This window comes from Paraburkholderia sp. GAS199 (genome assembly GCF_050436585.1).
Classification (GTDB): Bacteria; Pseudomonadota; Gammaproteobacteria; order Burkholderiales; family Burkholderiaceae; genus Paraburkholderia.
Window position 1 is genome coordinate 41,426 of the sequence record NZ_JBNDMM010000009.1, and the last position, 13,909, is coordinate 55,334.

At 64.3% G+C, this 13,909-nt stretch carries 15 protein-coding genes; 10 read left to right on the plus strand and 5 right to left on the minus strand.

Annotation, left to right across the window (positions count from 1 at the left end; genetic code table 11):
- Positions 1 to 2: 2 nt before the first annotated feature.
- Together P3T18_RS29355 and P3T18_RS29360 are read right to left on the minus strand one after the other, a co-directional pair.
- A complete protein-coding gene (locus P3T18_RS29355) occupies positions 3 to 206 on the minus strand; it encodes a zf-HC2 domain-containing protein (RefSeq protein ID WP_429303460.1) in 204 nt (67 codons plus the stop codon).
- Entirely contained in the window at positions 193 to 801 is a 609-nt protein-coding gene (locus P3T18_RS29360; protein ID WP_429303461.1) for an RNA polymerase factor sigma-70, read from the minus strand. Before P3T18_RS29360 ends, P3T18_RS29355 begins: the two co-directional genes overlap by 14 nt.
- Positions 802 to 1,228: 427 nt before the next feature.
- Between P3T18_RS29360 and P3T18_RS29365 the strand changes: the two genes are divergently transcribed.
- From P3T18_RS29365 to P3T18_RS29380, 4 genes are all read left to right on the plus strand, one after another.
- Positions 1,229 to 1,360 (plus strand): hypothetical protein, encoded by a 132-nt coding sequence (locus tag P3T18_RS29365; RefSeq protein WP_408499924.1) that lies wholly within the window; start codon positions 1,229 to 1,231, stop codon positions 1,358 to 1,360.
- Between the two features lie 463 nt (positions 1,361 to 1,823).
- Positions 1,824 to 2,108, plus strand: a complete 285-nt coding sequence (locus tag P3T18_RS29370) for a hypothetical protein (protein WP_429303462.1) — start codon at positions 1,824 to 1,826, stop codon at positions 2,106 to 2,108.
- Complete coding sequence (locus P3T18_RS29375) at positions 2,108 to 2,389, plus strand: DUF6723 family protein (RefSeq protein WP_429303463.1); 282 nt, start codon at positions 2,108 to 2,110, stop codon at positions 2,387 to 2,389. The genes P3T18_RS29370 and P3T18_RS29375 overlap by 1 nt, the downstream gene beginning before the upstream one ends.
- Before the next feature lie 366 nt (positions 2,390 to 2,755).
- Positions 2,756 to 3,310: an NADPH-dependent FMN reductase gene (locus tag P3T18_RS29380; protein ID WP_429303464.1), complete on the plus strand. Its 555-nt coding sequence runs from the start codon at positions 2,756 to 2,758 to the stop codon at positions 3,308 to 3,310.
- A gap of 92 nt (positions 3,311 to 3,402) precedes the next feature.
- Here the strand turns inward: P3T18_RS29380 and P3T18_RS29385 are convergent, their stop codons facing one another.
- From P3T18_RS29385 to P3T18_RS29395, 3 genes are all read right to left on the minus strand, one after another.
- Positions 3,403 to 4,425 carry a hypothetical protein gene (locus tag P3T18_RS29385; RefSeq protein WP_429303465.1) on the minus strand — a complete coding sequence of 341 codons (1,023 nt, stop codon included), beginning with the start codon at positions 4,423 to 4,425 and terminating at the stop codon, positions 3,403 to 3,405.
- Between the two features lie 249 nt (positions 4,426 to 4,674).
- Entirely contained in the window at positions 4,675 to 6,957 is a 2,283-nt protein-coding gene (locus tag P3T18_RS29390) for an ATP-binding protein (protein WP_429303466.1), read from the minus strand.
- A gap of 218 nt (positions 6,958 to 7,175) precedes the next feature.
- Positions 7,176 to 7,433 (minus strand): hypothetical protein, encoded by a 258-nt coding sequence (locus P3T18_RS29395; protein ID WP_429303467.1) that lies wholly within the window; start codon positions 7,431 to 7,433, stop codon positions 7,176 to 7,178.
- A gap of 241 nt (positions 7,434 to 7,674) precedes the next feature.
- Here P3T18_RS29395 and P3T18_RS29400 point away from each other — a divergent pair, with 241 nt between their 5' ends.
- The 6 genes from P3T18_RS29400 (at position 7,675) to shc (ending at position 13,907) form a co-directional block, all read left to right on the plus strand.
- A complete protein-coding gene (locus tag P3T18_RS29400) occupies positions 7,675 to 8,043 on the plus strand; it encodes a response regulator (protein WP_429303468.1) in 369 nt (122 codons plus the stop codon).
- Positions 8,036 to 8,659: a chemotaxis protein CheC gene (locus tag P3T18_RS29405; RefSeq protein ID WP_429303469.1), complete on the plus strand. Its 624-nt coding sequence runs from the start codon at positions 8,036 to 8,038 to the stop codon at positions 8,657 to 8,659. Before P3T18_RS29400 ends, P3T18_RS29405 begins: the two co-directional genes overlap by 8 nt.
- Positions 8,656 to 9,594 carry a sensor domain-containing diguanylate cyclase gene (locus P3T18_RS29410; RefSeq protein ID WP_429303753.1) on the plus strand — a complete coding sequence of 313 codons (939 nt, stop codon included), beginning with the start codon at positions 8,656 to 8,658 and terminating at the stop codon, positions 9,592 to 9,594. Before P3T18_RS29405 ends, P3T18_RS29410 begins: the two co-directional genes overlap by 4 nt.
- A gap of 161 nt (positions 9,595 to 9,755) precedes the next feature.
- Positions 9,756 to 10,604 (plus strand): presqualene diphosphate synthase HpnD, encoded by an 849-nt coding sequence (gene hpnD / locus P3T18_RS29415; RefSeq protein WP_429303470.1) that lies wholly within the window; start codon positions 9,756 to 9,758, stop codon positions 10,602 to 10,604.
- A gap of 4 nt (positions 10,605 to 10,608) precedes the next feature.
- Entirely contained in the window at positions 10,609 to 11,874 is a 1,266-nt protein-coding gene (gene hpnE, locus P3T18_RS29420) for a hydroxysqualene dehydroxylase HpnE (protein ID WP_429303471.1), read from the plus strand.
- On the plus strand, positions 11,871 to 13,907 hold the full coding sequence (gene shc, locus P3T18_RS29425; protein WP_429303472.1) for a squalene--hopene cyclase: 2,037 nt from the start codon (positions 11,871 to 11,873) through the stop codon (positions 13,905 to 13,907). Before hpnE ends, shc begins: the two co-directional genes overlap by 4 nt.
- The last annotated feature ends 2 nt before the right edge of the window (positions 13,908 to 13,909 follow it).

The window sequence follows — 13,909 nt, forward strand, 5'->3', positions numbered from 1 at the left end:
GCTCACTCTTCGTTGCCGCCGCCGTCCGACGAGTCGATGCCGCTCACCGTATGGGCGGCCAAACGCAGCAGACGAATCTGTTTGCGATAGTTGCGGCAGCCGCTGCAAGTCGGCAGATGCAGGCGGATGGCGACCCATTCGCCGGTAGTCAGCGGCCGGTCGAGCGCATCCGACAGCAAACGCGTGATGTGCTTACATTTCCCCATTCGCATCCTCGCTCGATAAGCCCCGTTCGCTCAGGCACGTGCGCAGGCGCATCCGTGCGCGGTAGATCAGCACGCTGCAATGATTGGCGGTCAACTGCAATTCGGCGCAGATTGCCGTCGTGTCCAGATCGAGGAACTCGCGCATCATGAACACGCGGCCGATGTGTTCCGGCAAATGGTCGAGGCACATCTCGAACAGCGTCCAGAACTGCTGCTGCCTCAGCGCGTTTTCCGGCGTTGGCCATGGTTGCGGCTTGGCCTCGCGCGACCAGTGGCCGTTTTCCTTGAAGAGTTCGCGGTCGAGTAAGGTCTCGCCGTCGAGTTCGGCTTCGAGCGACGACAAACTCACCGTACGCCTGCGCGCACGCAGAATATCGACGAGCTTGTGCCGCAAGATGCCGAACACCCATGTCTTGTGTTCGGACTGCGCGGCAAAGCGATCGGCCTGCGTCCATGCGGCGGCCAGCGCTTCCTGTACCGCATCTTCCGCAGCCGCGGCGTCGCGCAATTGCAGGCGCGCGAAGCGCAACAGATCGCGCCGCAGTTGCGTCAGATAAACCGCATCGTCGAGCGCCGGTCTATTCACGTCCGCCATGGCGCGCTCCATTCCCGGCGCCCCGATGAGTGGGTGTGGTTCATATGCAGATGGCTTTCCTTGCGTGGCTGGGTGACCCGTGCGCCATTCTCCCGCACGGACCGACGCGAGCGAACTGGTATTGAACATATGCCTAGCCATGTGGTGTCGACGTTATAAGTCGTGCCACGGCCGGGTTTTATGACATCGAAATAGATTATTGCGCAAATTGAAAGTTGCGTTTGCGCGAGATCAAAGATTGCGGCGTGACAAGCCAGCTATGACGCTAAAGATGGCGCCATGCCGTCCGCAAGCTTAAAACGCGATTATTTCAATTTGCGAAAAAATGTCTTCGCGCCTTGGGGATTTTTCGGCCGACTGCCAATCGCTATTCTTCGTCCCATCGATCGGCACCGATCGCGAAACCACGCTGAAGAGGAGTAGCACCATGAAACGCATTCTTTCCGCCCTGATCGCTTCCGTCGCTCTGTTTGCCGCCGCATCGGGCGCAGCACACGCTGCGGCTCCGGCGCAATGCAGCGGCCCGGCATCGTACTGCAACGTGTTTTTCGGCAACTGATCCGGCTGCGAACCGCAGCGGACTCAGGTCACGCCAGCGGTACGCAACGCCGCAAGTTGTCGAAGCCGAAGGGCGCCGGAAACGGCGCCCTTTTTGCGTTCTGAACCAGGTTTCGCGACGCGTCGGTACACAATACGCGGCACTCCGAAGCAATGGCTGCGCCTGGTGGCCAAATGCGTCAAATATCCGCCCTACTAACGTGTTACAGTGAGTCAACTGCACTGTTCTCCGCACGCCGCGCACAGTCCCACACGCGCCGAGCCGCACTATCTCGAGCCCCAGGTCGATCGGGGTCCCTCCTTCCACTCATTTCACGGTGTCGTCGGCCGGCTGCCTGTGTTGCCGGGCGTTGCGCACACCGTCATCGTCTCTCTGGTCTCGTGTGAATGGCGTCATCGCCGTTGAACTCACGCCGCTTCCAGGGCGCCGACGTTCACGCGACATATTCACGGAGACACACATCATGAGCAACACCATCCGAAGTTATCGGGGCCTCGAAATTTATCCGCTGGTCTATCCGCACACGCCGCGCAGTCTCGATGGCGCGCGTCACTACGATTCGGGCTTCGATGCGGCGGTGCGCATCTGCCGTCGCGGGACGGACGACACCATGACGAGCAGCCGCGTGTTTCGCGTGCCGAGCCGTTCACCGTTCGGCGCTGCCGGCGACGCGCGGATTGCCTCGACAAGCTACGCGGAACAGGTGATCGACGGCATGGTGGCCGGTCAGTCCATCGCTGGTCTCTGATGCGTACATCGATGCCGAGTCAGTTTTCCAGACGCGCCCAGAGCGCCAACGCCGTGGTGTTAACCGGCCGGGCAAACTACCAGGTGGCGGCGTCGTCGCGCCGTACGTCGAGCGGAACCGTGCCGACGTTGAAGGTCATCCGTTTGAGCGACGAGCGCGTGATCTACCCGTTTCAGGGTCACGCCGACATGCCGTTTTTCGAAACTGCCGAGGCGGCGCAAACATTCGCCGAAGACTACGGCTGGCAACTGGTGGACGGCGACATCGCCGTGCCCGAATAAAGCCGCGGCGCGAAGCCACGCTGCCGACCGTCACGCGCGGTCATTCATGCCGACCGCAGGCCGTCTTCATGCGAATCGGGCGGTGAAAATTACGCGTGCCTTCAAACTGCCTCAAAACGGTCGAGCCCGAAAGCATGCTTGATTGACAAGGCAAAAGTACCAGTTATCCACAAGGTTATTCAAGAAATCTGTGGATAACTTTGGGCGATGCGAGGTTATCCACCGCTTGCCGGCAGACTGCTCCGTTTCTCGTATTGTGGGACGGACGCGAATTTGGGTCGCTGCCGCCATCCGTTGCCGCGATTGCCTATGATGGACAGTTCGATCTCTTGGCGCGTTCCAGCGCCACTTTTCAAGGAAGCGAACATGGCCCATCACATTGCAGTGGTTGTTGGCAGTCTGCGCCGCGAGTCGTTCAACCGGCAACTCGCGCAAGCCGTGATTTCTCTCGCGCCCGCCGATTTCACCTTCGAATTCATCGACATCGGCAGCTTGCCGCTTTACAGCCAGGACTACGACGCCGATTACCCGGAAGTCGCGAAGAACCTCAAACAACGTGCCGAAGCCGCCAACGGTCTGCTATTCGTGACGCCCGAATACAACCGCTCGATTCCCGGCGTGCTGAAAAACGCGCTCGACTGGGGTTCGCGTCCGTGGGGGACCAACTCGTGGGGCGGCAAGCCCGGCGCGGTCATCGGCACGTCGCTGGGCGCGACCGGCACGGCGCTCGCGCAGCAGCATCTGCGCAACGTGCTCGCGTATCTCGATGTCGCCACGCTCGGTCAGCCCGAAGTCTTTATCAAGCACGACGCGGCGGTGATCAACGAGAAGGGCGAAATTCTCAACGACGGCACGCGCAAATTCCTGCAGACGTTCGTCGATCGCTACGTGGCGTGGGTCAAGCGGAATTCGGCCACCTGATCGTCCGCCATCCGACGAAAAAACGCGGGCCTACGCACCGCCCTAAGGCGGCGCAGGCCCGCGTTACGCATTGCCTCACAAACACCGACACGTTAGACGTGGTGATGACCCGTCACGCGTTCCCAACCGTGTCGCACGGCAATCTTGAAGCGCTCCCACGTGCTGTCCGGCGACGTGCTTTCCCAATGACGACGTGCTTCCGGCTCGACGTCGTCCCACGCCTGATCGCGATAGCGCGCGTCGTGGGCGATTTCCGCGCCATAGCGATAAGCCGGCACGTAATCTTCGTAGCGTGAGTTTTCAGCGGCGAATTGCTCGTCGTAGTGGCTGCGGAAGTCCTCTTCGTACTCCAGGTATTCGTTCGGCATTTGACCGCCCATGCCGGCGGTCGGCTGCCCCGCCTCGGACACCACTTCCGTCGGCTGCATGACCGCGCCCGAGCCGGGCATCCCGCCTGCTGCGATGGCGCTACGGCCGGCGTCGCCCACTAACGGGTCCTGCAACGGTTCGTTCACCGGATCGACCAGCGGCCGTTCGGACAGCGGCGGCGGAACGAACGGCTCGGCATCGGTGCTGGTCCGTCCTGAGTAAAGCGAATCGAGCACCGGCTCGATCGGCGGCGCCGTGCGCGCATCGGCACGTGTGTCGATACCCGCGCCGCGCGGCGTAACGACGCCCGGCGTGACAACGCCCGGACTGCCGATGCCGAGTTCGTCCAGCACCGAATGTTCGCGAGCGGTTTCACCTTCGACGTAATCTGCCGAACGTTCGCCGATGTCGGTCGCGCCGAGTCGCGTTAGCGTATTGCGCGCCAGTTCGGCATGCGATTCGCTCGCAGCGCTGACGCAAACCAGCACCGCGCCGCGACGCACGGCTTCGGTATAGCGGGCGGTGTCCGGCGAACGCGGGCCGGAGGCGAACAGGCTCGCGAGGAATCGCTCGATATTGGCCAGCATTCCCGCGCCGGCAACTTCTTCAGCCGCGGAGCCCACGGTAGGTTCCGGGTTAGCCTGCAATTCAATGGCTTCGCGTGCAAACCCTGTCTGCACGAGGCTATCGCGCGCACCTTCCGCTTGTGCGTAGGTGTCGAATAAACCAATCACGGTATGTCGCATGGCTGTCTCCCGACGTATTGACGTGGAGAGGACGACGCGTGAACGCACCGGCCTCCTGTTCCTATACGACGGCGCAACGATCGTGCCGGGTCCCACGATTCAGGCGCGCGCTTGCGTAAGAGGCGGCCGGGCGGCCCTTCTTCCGGCAAACGGCGCGGCGCAGCAAGCCGCCAACCGCGCCGCTGGCCGAATCTCCACACTTTTACAAAATGCGGTAAATCGGGACGTGCCGGGAGGCCGATCGCCCGATCAGCCGGCCGGATCCACGGCCTGTTGTGAGCCGGCTTGCGCGATGTCGCGCTGGATGGCTTGCAGCAGTTCTTCCAGCAACGCGATATCGAACGGCTTCGACAGAACGCGCACATCGACGTGACGTGCGCGGTCGAGTTCTTCCGCGTAGCCGGTGACGAGAATGACCGGCAATTTTGTACGGAAGGACAACACGGCTTCCGCCAGATCGATGCCGTTCATTTTCCCCGGCATGTGGATGTCGGAAAGCACCAGATCGAATGGCAACGGCTCGCCGGTGCGCGCCTGTTCGGCGTGCGCGTCGTCGAACAGGCGCAGCGCGGTGTCCGCGTTGAATACGCAGGTGACCTGATGGCCCATCATCTGCAGCAGCGCCTCGGTGCCGGCCGCGACCTCTTCGTTGTCTTCCACCAGCAGGATGCGCAAGCCCTGCGGCGCGGCGGTTTCTTCGCTGCCGGCCGGCGCCGGTTCTTCGGCCTCGGGCGCGGCTGTCGCGCGCGGCAGATAGAGACGCACCGATGTCCCTGCACCGATCGCGCTGTCGATGGCAGCGAGGCCGCCCGACCGCTCGCAGAAGGCGAACACCTGCGGCAGTCCTAAGCCCGTGCCCATGCCTTTCGGCTTGGTCGTGAAGAGCGGTTCGAAGGCGTGCGACAGGACATCGGGCGGCATGCCGACGCCGGTGTCCTCGAGCGAAAGTTGCACGAATTCACCGGTGAGTGGAAAGCCGTCTTCGGGACGAAAATGGATGTTGGATGCGCGCACGGTGAACCGTCCGCCGTTCGGCATGGCGTCGCGTGCGTTCACGGCCAGGTTGATGAGCGCGAGCTCCAGTTCGGCGACGTCGGCATGCATCGGCCAGATCTCCACGCCGATATCCATGACGAGCGAAATCTTCGCGCCGAGCGAGGCGCGCAGCAGTTCGCGGCAGGCCGGCAGCCAACGGTCGAGCGCGACAGTCTCGTTGCGCAACGGCTGCTTGCGCGCCACGCCGAGCAGTTGCCGCGTGAGCGACTGGCCGCTCTTGAGCGCCCGTTCGATGGCCGACAGCTCGCGGTCGAAACCCGGCGCGCCGCGTCGCCGCAAAATCTGCACGTTGGCCGACACGATCATCAGCAGATTGTTGAAGTCGTGGGCGACGCTGCCGACCAGATTGCCGAGCGCTTCCATCTTGCGCGACTGACGATACGCGGATTCGATCGAACGCCGCATCGACGCCTCGGCCTGCCAGCGCTCCCACGCCTCCTCTTCCGCGCCCAGGCGCCGCAGCGACAGCCAGATCACGCACCACAGCACGATCGACGGCGTGAACATCGACACGATCAGCACCGTCAGGTGCCGATACCAGCCGGCCCAGATCGCCGACGTGCGATAGCCGCACGACACGTACACCGGATACGAACCGACGCGCCGGAACGCGACGATCATGCTGTCGTCGCCGGCATCCGGGCGCATGCGCACCACGCCCGAGCGCCGGCCTTGCACCATGGCTTCGGCGAGCGGCGAATGCGGCGCGAGCGTCACGGGCTCGCCCGGTCCGCGCGGATAGCGGGCGAGAATCGAGCCGTCGGTGCGGATCAGACTCATGGTCATCGGCGCGCTATCGGTGCCGCCGAGCAGTTCGCGGTAGAACGCGTTGAAATAGCTCGGCCGCAGCGCAACCGAGACGACGCCGGCGAACGCCCCGTCCGCGTCGCGCCGCTCGATGCCCATGTTGAAGACCTGCTCGCCGGCCACGTGTCCGGTCACGACCTTCGACACGTGTTCGAGGTCCTTGCCGTCGCGAATGCCGGTGAAGTCATCGCGGTCGGCGATCGAAACCGGCGGCGCGGGATAGAACCGGCTGCTGGTCAGCAATTGCCCCTTGCCGCCGAATATCGACACCGCGGCGACCTGCGGATAGCCGCCGCCCATCGAGCGCAATTGCTCGTGAATCGTGGCTTCCTTCGCGTGAATGCCGTCGTCGTCGAGTCCTTGCGTCAGGTCGACGATGCGCGAGTCGAGCGTCTCGTTCATGTCGAACACTTTCAACGCATGTTCTTCGGCGACGCGCACCGTGCGTAACGTCGCTTCGGTGGCATCGGCCTCGCGTGCCCGCAGGTCGCTGATCGACATCGCCACGACGTACACGAACGGCAGCACCACGGCCGCGACCAGCAGCGCGATCAGCGTAATGCGCCGGACGTGGAAATTCTGCTCCGGCACGGCCGGAAACAGCGCCTCGCCTGGCTGCTCGGCGGCAAGACGGCTTTTTCGAGGCGGGTCGAGCCGGTCTGGTGTCATGGTCGGCAATGCTTGGGTTCTTCAGGACGGACAGGGGAAAGCGGTTCGACATCGATCATAAGGGAAGCATAGACGCGCGACGCCAGTACTTGTTACCGCTGAACACAGTGAAAGGCAGATTTCATTCGCTTTTTCAATGAGCGACGAATTGCGAAGCGCAAACGTACACAAAAGTATAAATATGAAAATGGCATCAACCGAGGTATAAGATTTCACCGTCAATCGGCTAATATGAGGAATATCTCCTTAACGAATGCGATTTTGTCGAGTTGCCTTTCCGTTCGATTGATTCGAGAATCGCTTTTACGATAAATAATGCGTCCGCCACGTTCGGACGTATCTGCCGCGGGGGCAGCCGGTAACGCGCAAAACGCGTGACGAGTGGCGCTTGCGGAAACACGCGCGCGGCAGAATGACAGCCAGACATGAAGCCGCGCCGGATCCTTTACGGGGTAGGCTTCGAACATGCCGGTCATAGCCGTCTTCCACCGTGCGCGCATGCACCCACGCATGCCCACCGGTACCGCCAGAGGCGCTCGCTCGCGCCCGCGCGCCTGTCCCCGTCGTCCCGGCGGGACGCTACGAGCCGCCGTGCGACCGCCCGTCATTTCCGGAACCATTTCGACCCGTCTCGCCGCCGGTCGACAGAGCCCGCGCTAAAGAAATCGCCTCTAGCGCCGTTAATGCGTTCGAGCTCACTCCGCTTCCGACCCGCCCATGTCCTTGCCCATTGTGATCGCCGATGATTCGCTGCTTGCCCGCAAGGTGCTCTCGAAAGCCTTGCCGCCGGGCTGGGACGTCGACGTGTCTTACGCGTCGAACGGACGCGAAGCGCTCGCGCTGTATCGCGAAGGCCGGGCGTCGGTCATGTTCCTCGATCTGACCATGCCGGACATGACCGGCTATCAGGTGCTGGAAGCGTTGCAGCACGAAGACCTCAACACGTTCGTCATCGTCGTCTCCGCCGATGTCCAGCCGATGGCCCAGCAGCGTGTGCGCGCCCTCGGCGCCGTCGCGTTCATCGCCAAGCCGGTCACGCCCGAGGCGCTACTACCCATCCTCAAGGAGTACGGGTTGTATGTCTGAGCCAGTCCTCAACGAAGATCAGCGCGACGCGCTGCAGGAGGTCGCCAATCTGGCGATGGGCCAAGCCGCGACGCGCCTCGCGCGACTGCTCGATGCATTCATCGAGTTGTCGGTGCCGCGCGTGAAAGTGGTGGCGGTCCGCGAGGCGGCGCAGGCGTTGCGTGAAATGACCGGCATCGAAGACACCGTGAGCGCGGTGCGTCAGGGCTTTCGCTCGGACATCAAGGGCGAAGCGCTGGTGATTTGCCGCAGCGACAGCGTCGAGCAACTGTGTGCGCTCGTCAGCGATCCGTACGCGCGTTCCAGCTACGAAGCGGTGAGCCAGCAGGAACTGGTGTTCGACGTGGCCAACGTGCTGACCGGCGCGTGCGTGTCGTGCATTCTCGACCAGCTCGGCCGCACGCCGGTGTTTTCCGCGCCGGGGCTGCTCGGACAGGCCATGACGCTCGACGAAGTGTTCCAGCCGGGCGTGCTGCAATGGGAAGTCGCTTTGCTGGTCGAGGTGAATTTCGCGCTCGAAGACCACAGCTTCCGCGCGCACCTCGTCATGCTGATGGCCGAAGATTCGATCCGCCACCTGAACGGCGCGCTCGACGCCTTGCTGTCCAGCCTATGAGCGTGCCTGTGACTTCATTGAGCGATCTGGTTGTCGAGCGAGTGGGTTTCGGCATCTTCGTGCTTGATCGCGACATGAATGTGCTGATGTGGAATCGCTTCATGCAGGACCACAGCGGCCTCGCACCGGAACAGGTGGTCGGAAAATCGCTGTTCAGCAATTTTCCGGAACTGCCGCGCGTATGGCTCTCGCGCAAGATCGAAAGCGTTTTCCAGCTCGGCAGTTTTGCCTTCAGCTCGTGGGAACAGCGCCCGTATCTCTTCAGATTCGATCACGACCGCCCCATCACCGGCGGGGTCGATTTCATGCAGCAGGACTGCACCTTCATGCCGCTCGTGCGCGACCGGGAAGTGGTGGCCGTCTGCGTGACGATTTCCGACGTGACCCATGTCAGCATCGTGCAGCGCGAGCGGGAAGAGGCCGTGGCCAAGCTGCAGGAATACGCGGACCGCGACGGCCTGACGGGCATCGCCAACCGGCGCTATTTCGAGGCGCGTCTGCGCGACGAGTACACGCGCTGGCAGCGCTACGGCGGTGAATTGTCCGTGCTGCTGTTCGACCTCGACCACTTCAAGAAGATCAACGACCAGTTCGGCCACGGCGTCGGCGATACGGTGCTGCGCGTCATGGCGCAGAGAGTGGCCGACATGGTGCGGGTGCAGGACACCTTCGGACGCTTCGGCGGCGAGGAGTTCGCGCTGCTGCTGCCGTGCACGCCGCTCGACGACGCGATGCGGGTCGCCGAGAAGATTCGCTGCGCGATCGCGGACACCCCCATTGAGGTGCAGGGCACCAGCGTGCCCGTCACCGCGAGCGTCGGTGGCGCGGCGGCGCGCCAGGGCGTGCCCGCCTACGACATCCTCATCAACGAGGCCGATGCGGCCCTGTATAGTGCCAAGCGACAGGGGCGCAACCGCTCCGTGGCCTTCAACTAGGCGCAAGACTGCGTCATCTCGTAAAGATTGCTATACTTTTCGCCGTTTCCGGCCTCCCGGCCGGGTCTTTCGCGCGTGTCCCCGCGCGTGCCGCTTGCCCTGCGGGCAGGCTTTAAAACTACTTGACCGCCTTTCAGCAGGCGCCTCCCGCGGAGATCGTCTTGGCTGTTTCCAATCTTGTCGTGGACGATACAGAAATTGACGCCGCTGCCGCCACGTCCGGCAGTTCGTTTTACCTCGCCATGCGCATCCTGCCGGCCGCGCAGCGCGACGCGATGTATCAGGTCTATGCCTTTTGCCGCGCCGTCGACGACATCGCCGACAGCGACATGCCGCACGCCGAACGCGCCGCCGGGCTCGAACGCTGGCGCGCCGACATCGACGCGTGCTACGCCGGCGCGCCGCGCGCCTCGTTGCGCGCGCTGACGCGGCACATTCACACGTTTCATCTGCAACGCGAAGACTTCCACGCGATGATCGACGGCATGGCCATGGACGCCGCCGCCGACATCTGCGCGCCCGACGAAGCCACGCTCGACCTCTACTGCGACCGCGTGGCGAGCGCGGCGGGACGGCTGTCGGTGCGGATCTTCGGCATGCAGGACGAACCGGGCCGCCTGCTCGCCCATCATCTGGGCCGCGCGCTGCAACTCACGAACATCCTGCGCGACATCGACGAAGACGCCGGCATCAATCGCTGCTACCTGCCGTACGAACTGCTGGCGCGCGAAGGCATCGCCGTCACGAACCCGACGCAGATCGCCGACGATCCGTCCTTGCCGCGCGTGTGCGCCACGCTCGTCGAGCGCGCCCGCGAACATTTCGCCGCGTCGGACGCGATCATGAACGACGAACCGCGCCAGCATGTGCGCGCGCCGCGCATCATGTCGGGCGTGTATCGCGTGCTGCTCGAACGCACGGTGGACCGCGGCTTCGACATTCCGCGTACGAAGGTCAGCAAGCCCAAACTGCGCCTGCTGTGGATCGTCGCGCGCTACGCGCTCTTCTGAGCCGATGCGCAAGCTCGTACATGTGATCGGCGCAGGTCTCGCCGGTCTCGCCGCCGCAGTGCAATTGCAGCGGCGCGGCGCGCAAGTCGTGCTGCATGAAGCGAGTCCTTTCGCGGGTGGGCGCTGCCGCTCGTATTACGACGCGCAATTCGGCGCGACGCTCGACACCGGCAATCACATCGTGCTGTCGGGCAATCACGCGACGCTCAATTACACGCGAGCGATCGGCGCCGCCGACGAACTGACCGGTCCGGCCATGCCGGATTACCCGTTCGTCGATCTGGCAACGAAGGCGCGCTGGACCGTGCGCATGTCCGCCGGCCGTTTGCCGTGGTGGATCTTCGATCCCAACGCGCGCCTGCCCAACACGGGTCCGGCCGACTATCTGACGCTCGCGCCCCTGCTGTTCGCGAAGCCTGGCCGCACGGTGGCGCAGACCATGCGCAGCAACGGGCCGCTGTGGGACCGCCTGCTGCGTCCGCTGCTGCTCGCGCTTCTCAATGTCGAGCCGCGCGAGGCGTCGGCCGAGCTGACCGGCGTCATGCTGCGCGAGATGCTGCTGGCCGGCGGCCTTGCCTGCCGGCCGCTGGTGGCGCGCAACGGCCTCGGCAGCGCCTTCGTCGATCCGGCGTTGCGCCTGTTGCAGCACGGCGGCGCGGCCATCCGGCTGGGTTCGCCGCTGCGCGATATCGTGTTCGCCGATAACGCGCGCGTCGCGGCGCTGGGTTTTGCCGACGAGCGCGTTGCCGTCGACGCGAATCAGGCCGTGATTCTCGCGGTGCCGCCGGAAATTGCGCAGTCGCTCGTGCCGGGGCTGCGCGCGCCGAGCCGTTTCGCCGCAACCGTCAACGTGCACTTCGCCGTCGAGCCGCCGTTCGGTCAGGCGCCCGTCACGGCGCTGCTCAACGGAACGGCCGAATGGCTGTTCGCGTCGGAAGGACGGTTGTCGGTCACGATCAACGGCGCCGAACGTCTGCTCGATACGCCGCCCGAAGAGCTGGCGAAAACCGTCTGGGCCGACGTAGCCCAGGCCACCGCCTTGCCGGCCGTGCCCATGCCGGTCTGGCAGGTCACGAAGGAAAAGCGCGCGACCTTTGCCGCGCTGCCCGATCAGGAGACGCTGCGCCCCGGCACACGTACTCGCTGGAACAATTTGATGCTCGCGGGCGACTGGACGGCCACCGGCCTGCCCGCGACGATCGAAGGCGCGATCCGCTCAGGCCAGAAGGCCGCGGACACGCTGCTGAATCAACCGATGGAACGCCGATGAACGACTTATCCCAAGCCCAGCCGTTACAGCCTTCAATCGACGTGCTGCCCGAATTCGCCGGGACGACGCTGGACGTACCGACCGCCGCTCGCGAAGCGGCGCCCGCTACCGCGCTCGACGCGGCGATCACGCGCGCCACCGACGCGATCCTCGCGGCCCAGAAGCCGGACGGTCACTGGGTCTATGAACTGGAAGCCGACGCGACGATCCCCGCCGAATACGTGCTGCTGGTTCACTATCTCGGCGAGACGCCGAACCTCGAACTCGAACAGAAGATCGCGCGCTATCTGCGCCGTATCCAGCTGGCGGACGGCGGCTGGCCGCTTTTCACCGACGGCGCGATGGACGTCAGCGCGAGCGTGAAAGCGTACTTCGCACTGAAGATGGTCGGCGACTCGCCGGACGCCGAGCACATGGTGCGTGCGCGCGAAGCGATTCTCGCGAACGGCGGCGCGGAAGCGGTGAACGTGTTCACGCGCATTCTGCTCGCGCTGTTCGGCGTGGTGTCGTGGCGCGCCGTGCCGATGATGCCCGTCGAAATCACGCTGTTGCCCGAGTGGTTTCCGTTCCATCTCTCGAAGGTGTCGTACTGGGCGCGCACGGTGATCGTGCCGTTGCTCGTGCTCAACGCGAAGCGGCCGGTGGCGCGCAATCCCCGCAAGGTGCGGATCGATGAAGTGTTCCGTGGCGCGCCGGTCAATACCGGCATGCCGCATCGCGCGCCGCATCAGCACCTCGGCTGGTTCCGCTTTTTCCGTGGCGTGGACGTGATTCTGCGCACGGTCGACGGTCTGTTTCCGCAAGCGACGCGCGAGCGCGCGGTGCGTCAGGCCGTGGCGTTCGTCGACGAACGTCTGAATGGCGAAGACGGTCTCGGCGCCATTTTCCCGGCCATGGCGAACTCGGTGATGATGTACGACGTGCTCGGCTATCCGGCCGATCACCCGAACCGCGCGATTGCCCGCGAGTCGATTGAAAAACTGCTGGTGATTCACGACGACGAGGCGTATTGCCAGCCGTGCCTGTCGCCGGTGTGGGACACCTCGCTGGCCGCTCACGCCCTGCTCGAAACCGGCGAAGCGCGCGCTGAACAGGCGGCCGAGCGCGGTCTCGCGTGGCTGCGTCCGTTGCAGATTCTCGATGTGCGCGGCGACTGGATTTCGCGCCGTCCGAACGTGCGGCCGGGCGGTTGGGCGTTCCAGTACAACAACGCGCATTACCCGGACGTGGACGATACCGCCGTGGTCGCCATGGCGATGCAACGGTCGGGCGCGCTGACCGGCTCCGACGTCGACCGCAAAGCCATCGCGCGGGCGCGCGAATGGGTGGTCGGCATGCAGAGCAGCGACGGCGGCTGGGGCGCGTTCGAACCGGAAAACACGCAGTACTACCTGAACAACATTCCGTTCTCCGATCACGGCGCGCTGCTCGATCCGCCGACCGCCGACGTCTCGGGCCGCTGTCTTTCCATGCTTGCGCAGCTCGGCGAATTTCCGCAGGGCAGCGAGCCGGCGCAGCGCGCGTTCGACTACATGCTCAAGGAGCAGGAAGCGGACGGCAGCTGGTATGGCCGCTGGGGCCTGAACTACATCTACGGCACGTGGACCGCGCTGTGTTCGCTGAACGCCGCCGGCATGCCGCACGACGATCCGCGCATGAAGCGCGCGGCGCAGTGGCTGCTGTCGATCCAGAACGAAGACGGCGGTTGGGGCGAGGGCGGCGAAAGCTACAAGCTGGATTACCACGGCTACGAGCGGGCGCCGAGCACGGCGTCGCAAACCGCATGGGCGCTCATGGGCCTGATGGCGGCGGGCGAGGTGAACCACGAGGCCGTGGCGCGCGGCGTGGCTTATCTGGAGCGCGAGCAGCGCGAACACGGTCTGTGGGACGAAGCGCGCTTTACGGCGACTGGCTTCCCGCGCGTGTTCTATCTGCGCTATCACGGCTATCGCAAGTTCTTCCCGTTGTGGGCGCTGGCGCGTTTTCGTCATCTGAAGCGGAATGGGCTGACACGCGTCGCGGTCGGGATGTAACG

What these genes read in the sequence shown, in the direction of transcription:
- P3T18_RS29355 (WP_429303460.1), bottom strand. Translation starts at nt 206, where the DNA reads ATGGGGAAATGTAAGCACATCACGCGTTTGCTGTCGGATGCGCTCGAC.
- P3T18_RS29360 (WP_429303461.1), bottom strand. Translation starts at nt 801, where the DNA reads ATGGCGGACGTGAATAGACCGGCGCTCGACGATGCGGTTTATCTGACG.
- P3T18_RS29365 (WP_408499924.1), top strand. Translation starts at nt 1,229, where the DNA reads ATGAAACGCATTCTTTCCGCCCTGATCGCTTCCGTCGCTCTGTTTGCC.
- P3T18_RS29370 (WP_429303462.1), top strand. Translation starts at nt 1,824, where the DNA reads ATGAGCAACACCATCCGAAGTTATCGGGGCCTCGAAATTTATCCGCTG.
- P3T18_RS29375 (WP_429303463.1), top strand. Translation starts at nt 2,108, where the DNA reads ATGCGTACATCGATGCCGAGTCAGTTTTCCAGACGCGCCCAGAGCGCC.
- P3T18_RS29380 (WP_429303464.1), top strand. Translation starts at nt 2,756, where the DNA reads ATGGCCCATCACATTGCAGTGGTTGTTGGCAGTCTGCGCCGCGAGTCG.
- P3T18_RS29385 (WP_429303465.1), bottom strand. Translation starts at nt 4,425, where the DNA reads ATGCGACATACCGTGATTGGTTTATTCGACACCTACGCACAAGCGGAA.
- P3T18_RS29390 (WP_429303466.1), bottom strand. Translation starts at nt 6,957, where the DNA reads ATGACACCAGACCGGCTCGACCCGCCTCGAAAAAGCCGTCTTGCCGCC.
- P3T18_RS29395 (WP_429303467.1), bottom strand. Translation starts at nt 7,433, where the DNA reads ATGACCGGCATGTTCGAAGCCTACCCCGTAAAGGATCCGGCGCGGCTT.
- P3T18_RS29400 (WP_429303468.1), top strand. Translation starts at nt 7,675, where the DNA reads ATGTCCTTGCCCATTGTGATCGCCGATGATTCGCTGCTTGCCCGCAAG.
- P3T18_RS29405 (WP_429303469.1), top strand. Translation starts at nt 8,036, where the DNA reads ATGTCTGAGCCAGTCCTCAACGAAGATCAGCGCGACGCGCTGCAGGAG.
- P3T18_RS29410 (WP_429303753.1), top strand. Translation starts at nt 8,656, where the DNA reads ATGAGCGTGCCTGTGACTTCATTGAGCGATCTGGTTGTCGAGCGAGTG.
- hpnE (WP_429303471.1), top strand. Translation starts at nt 10,609, where the DNA reads ATGCGCAAGCTCGTACATGTGATCGGCGCAGGTCTCGCCGGTCTCGCC.
- shc (WP_429303472.1), top strand. Translation starts at nt 11,871, where the DNA reads ATGAACGACTTATCCCAAGCCCAGCCGTTACAGCCTTCAATCGACGTG.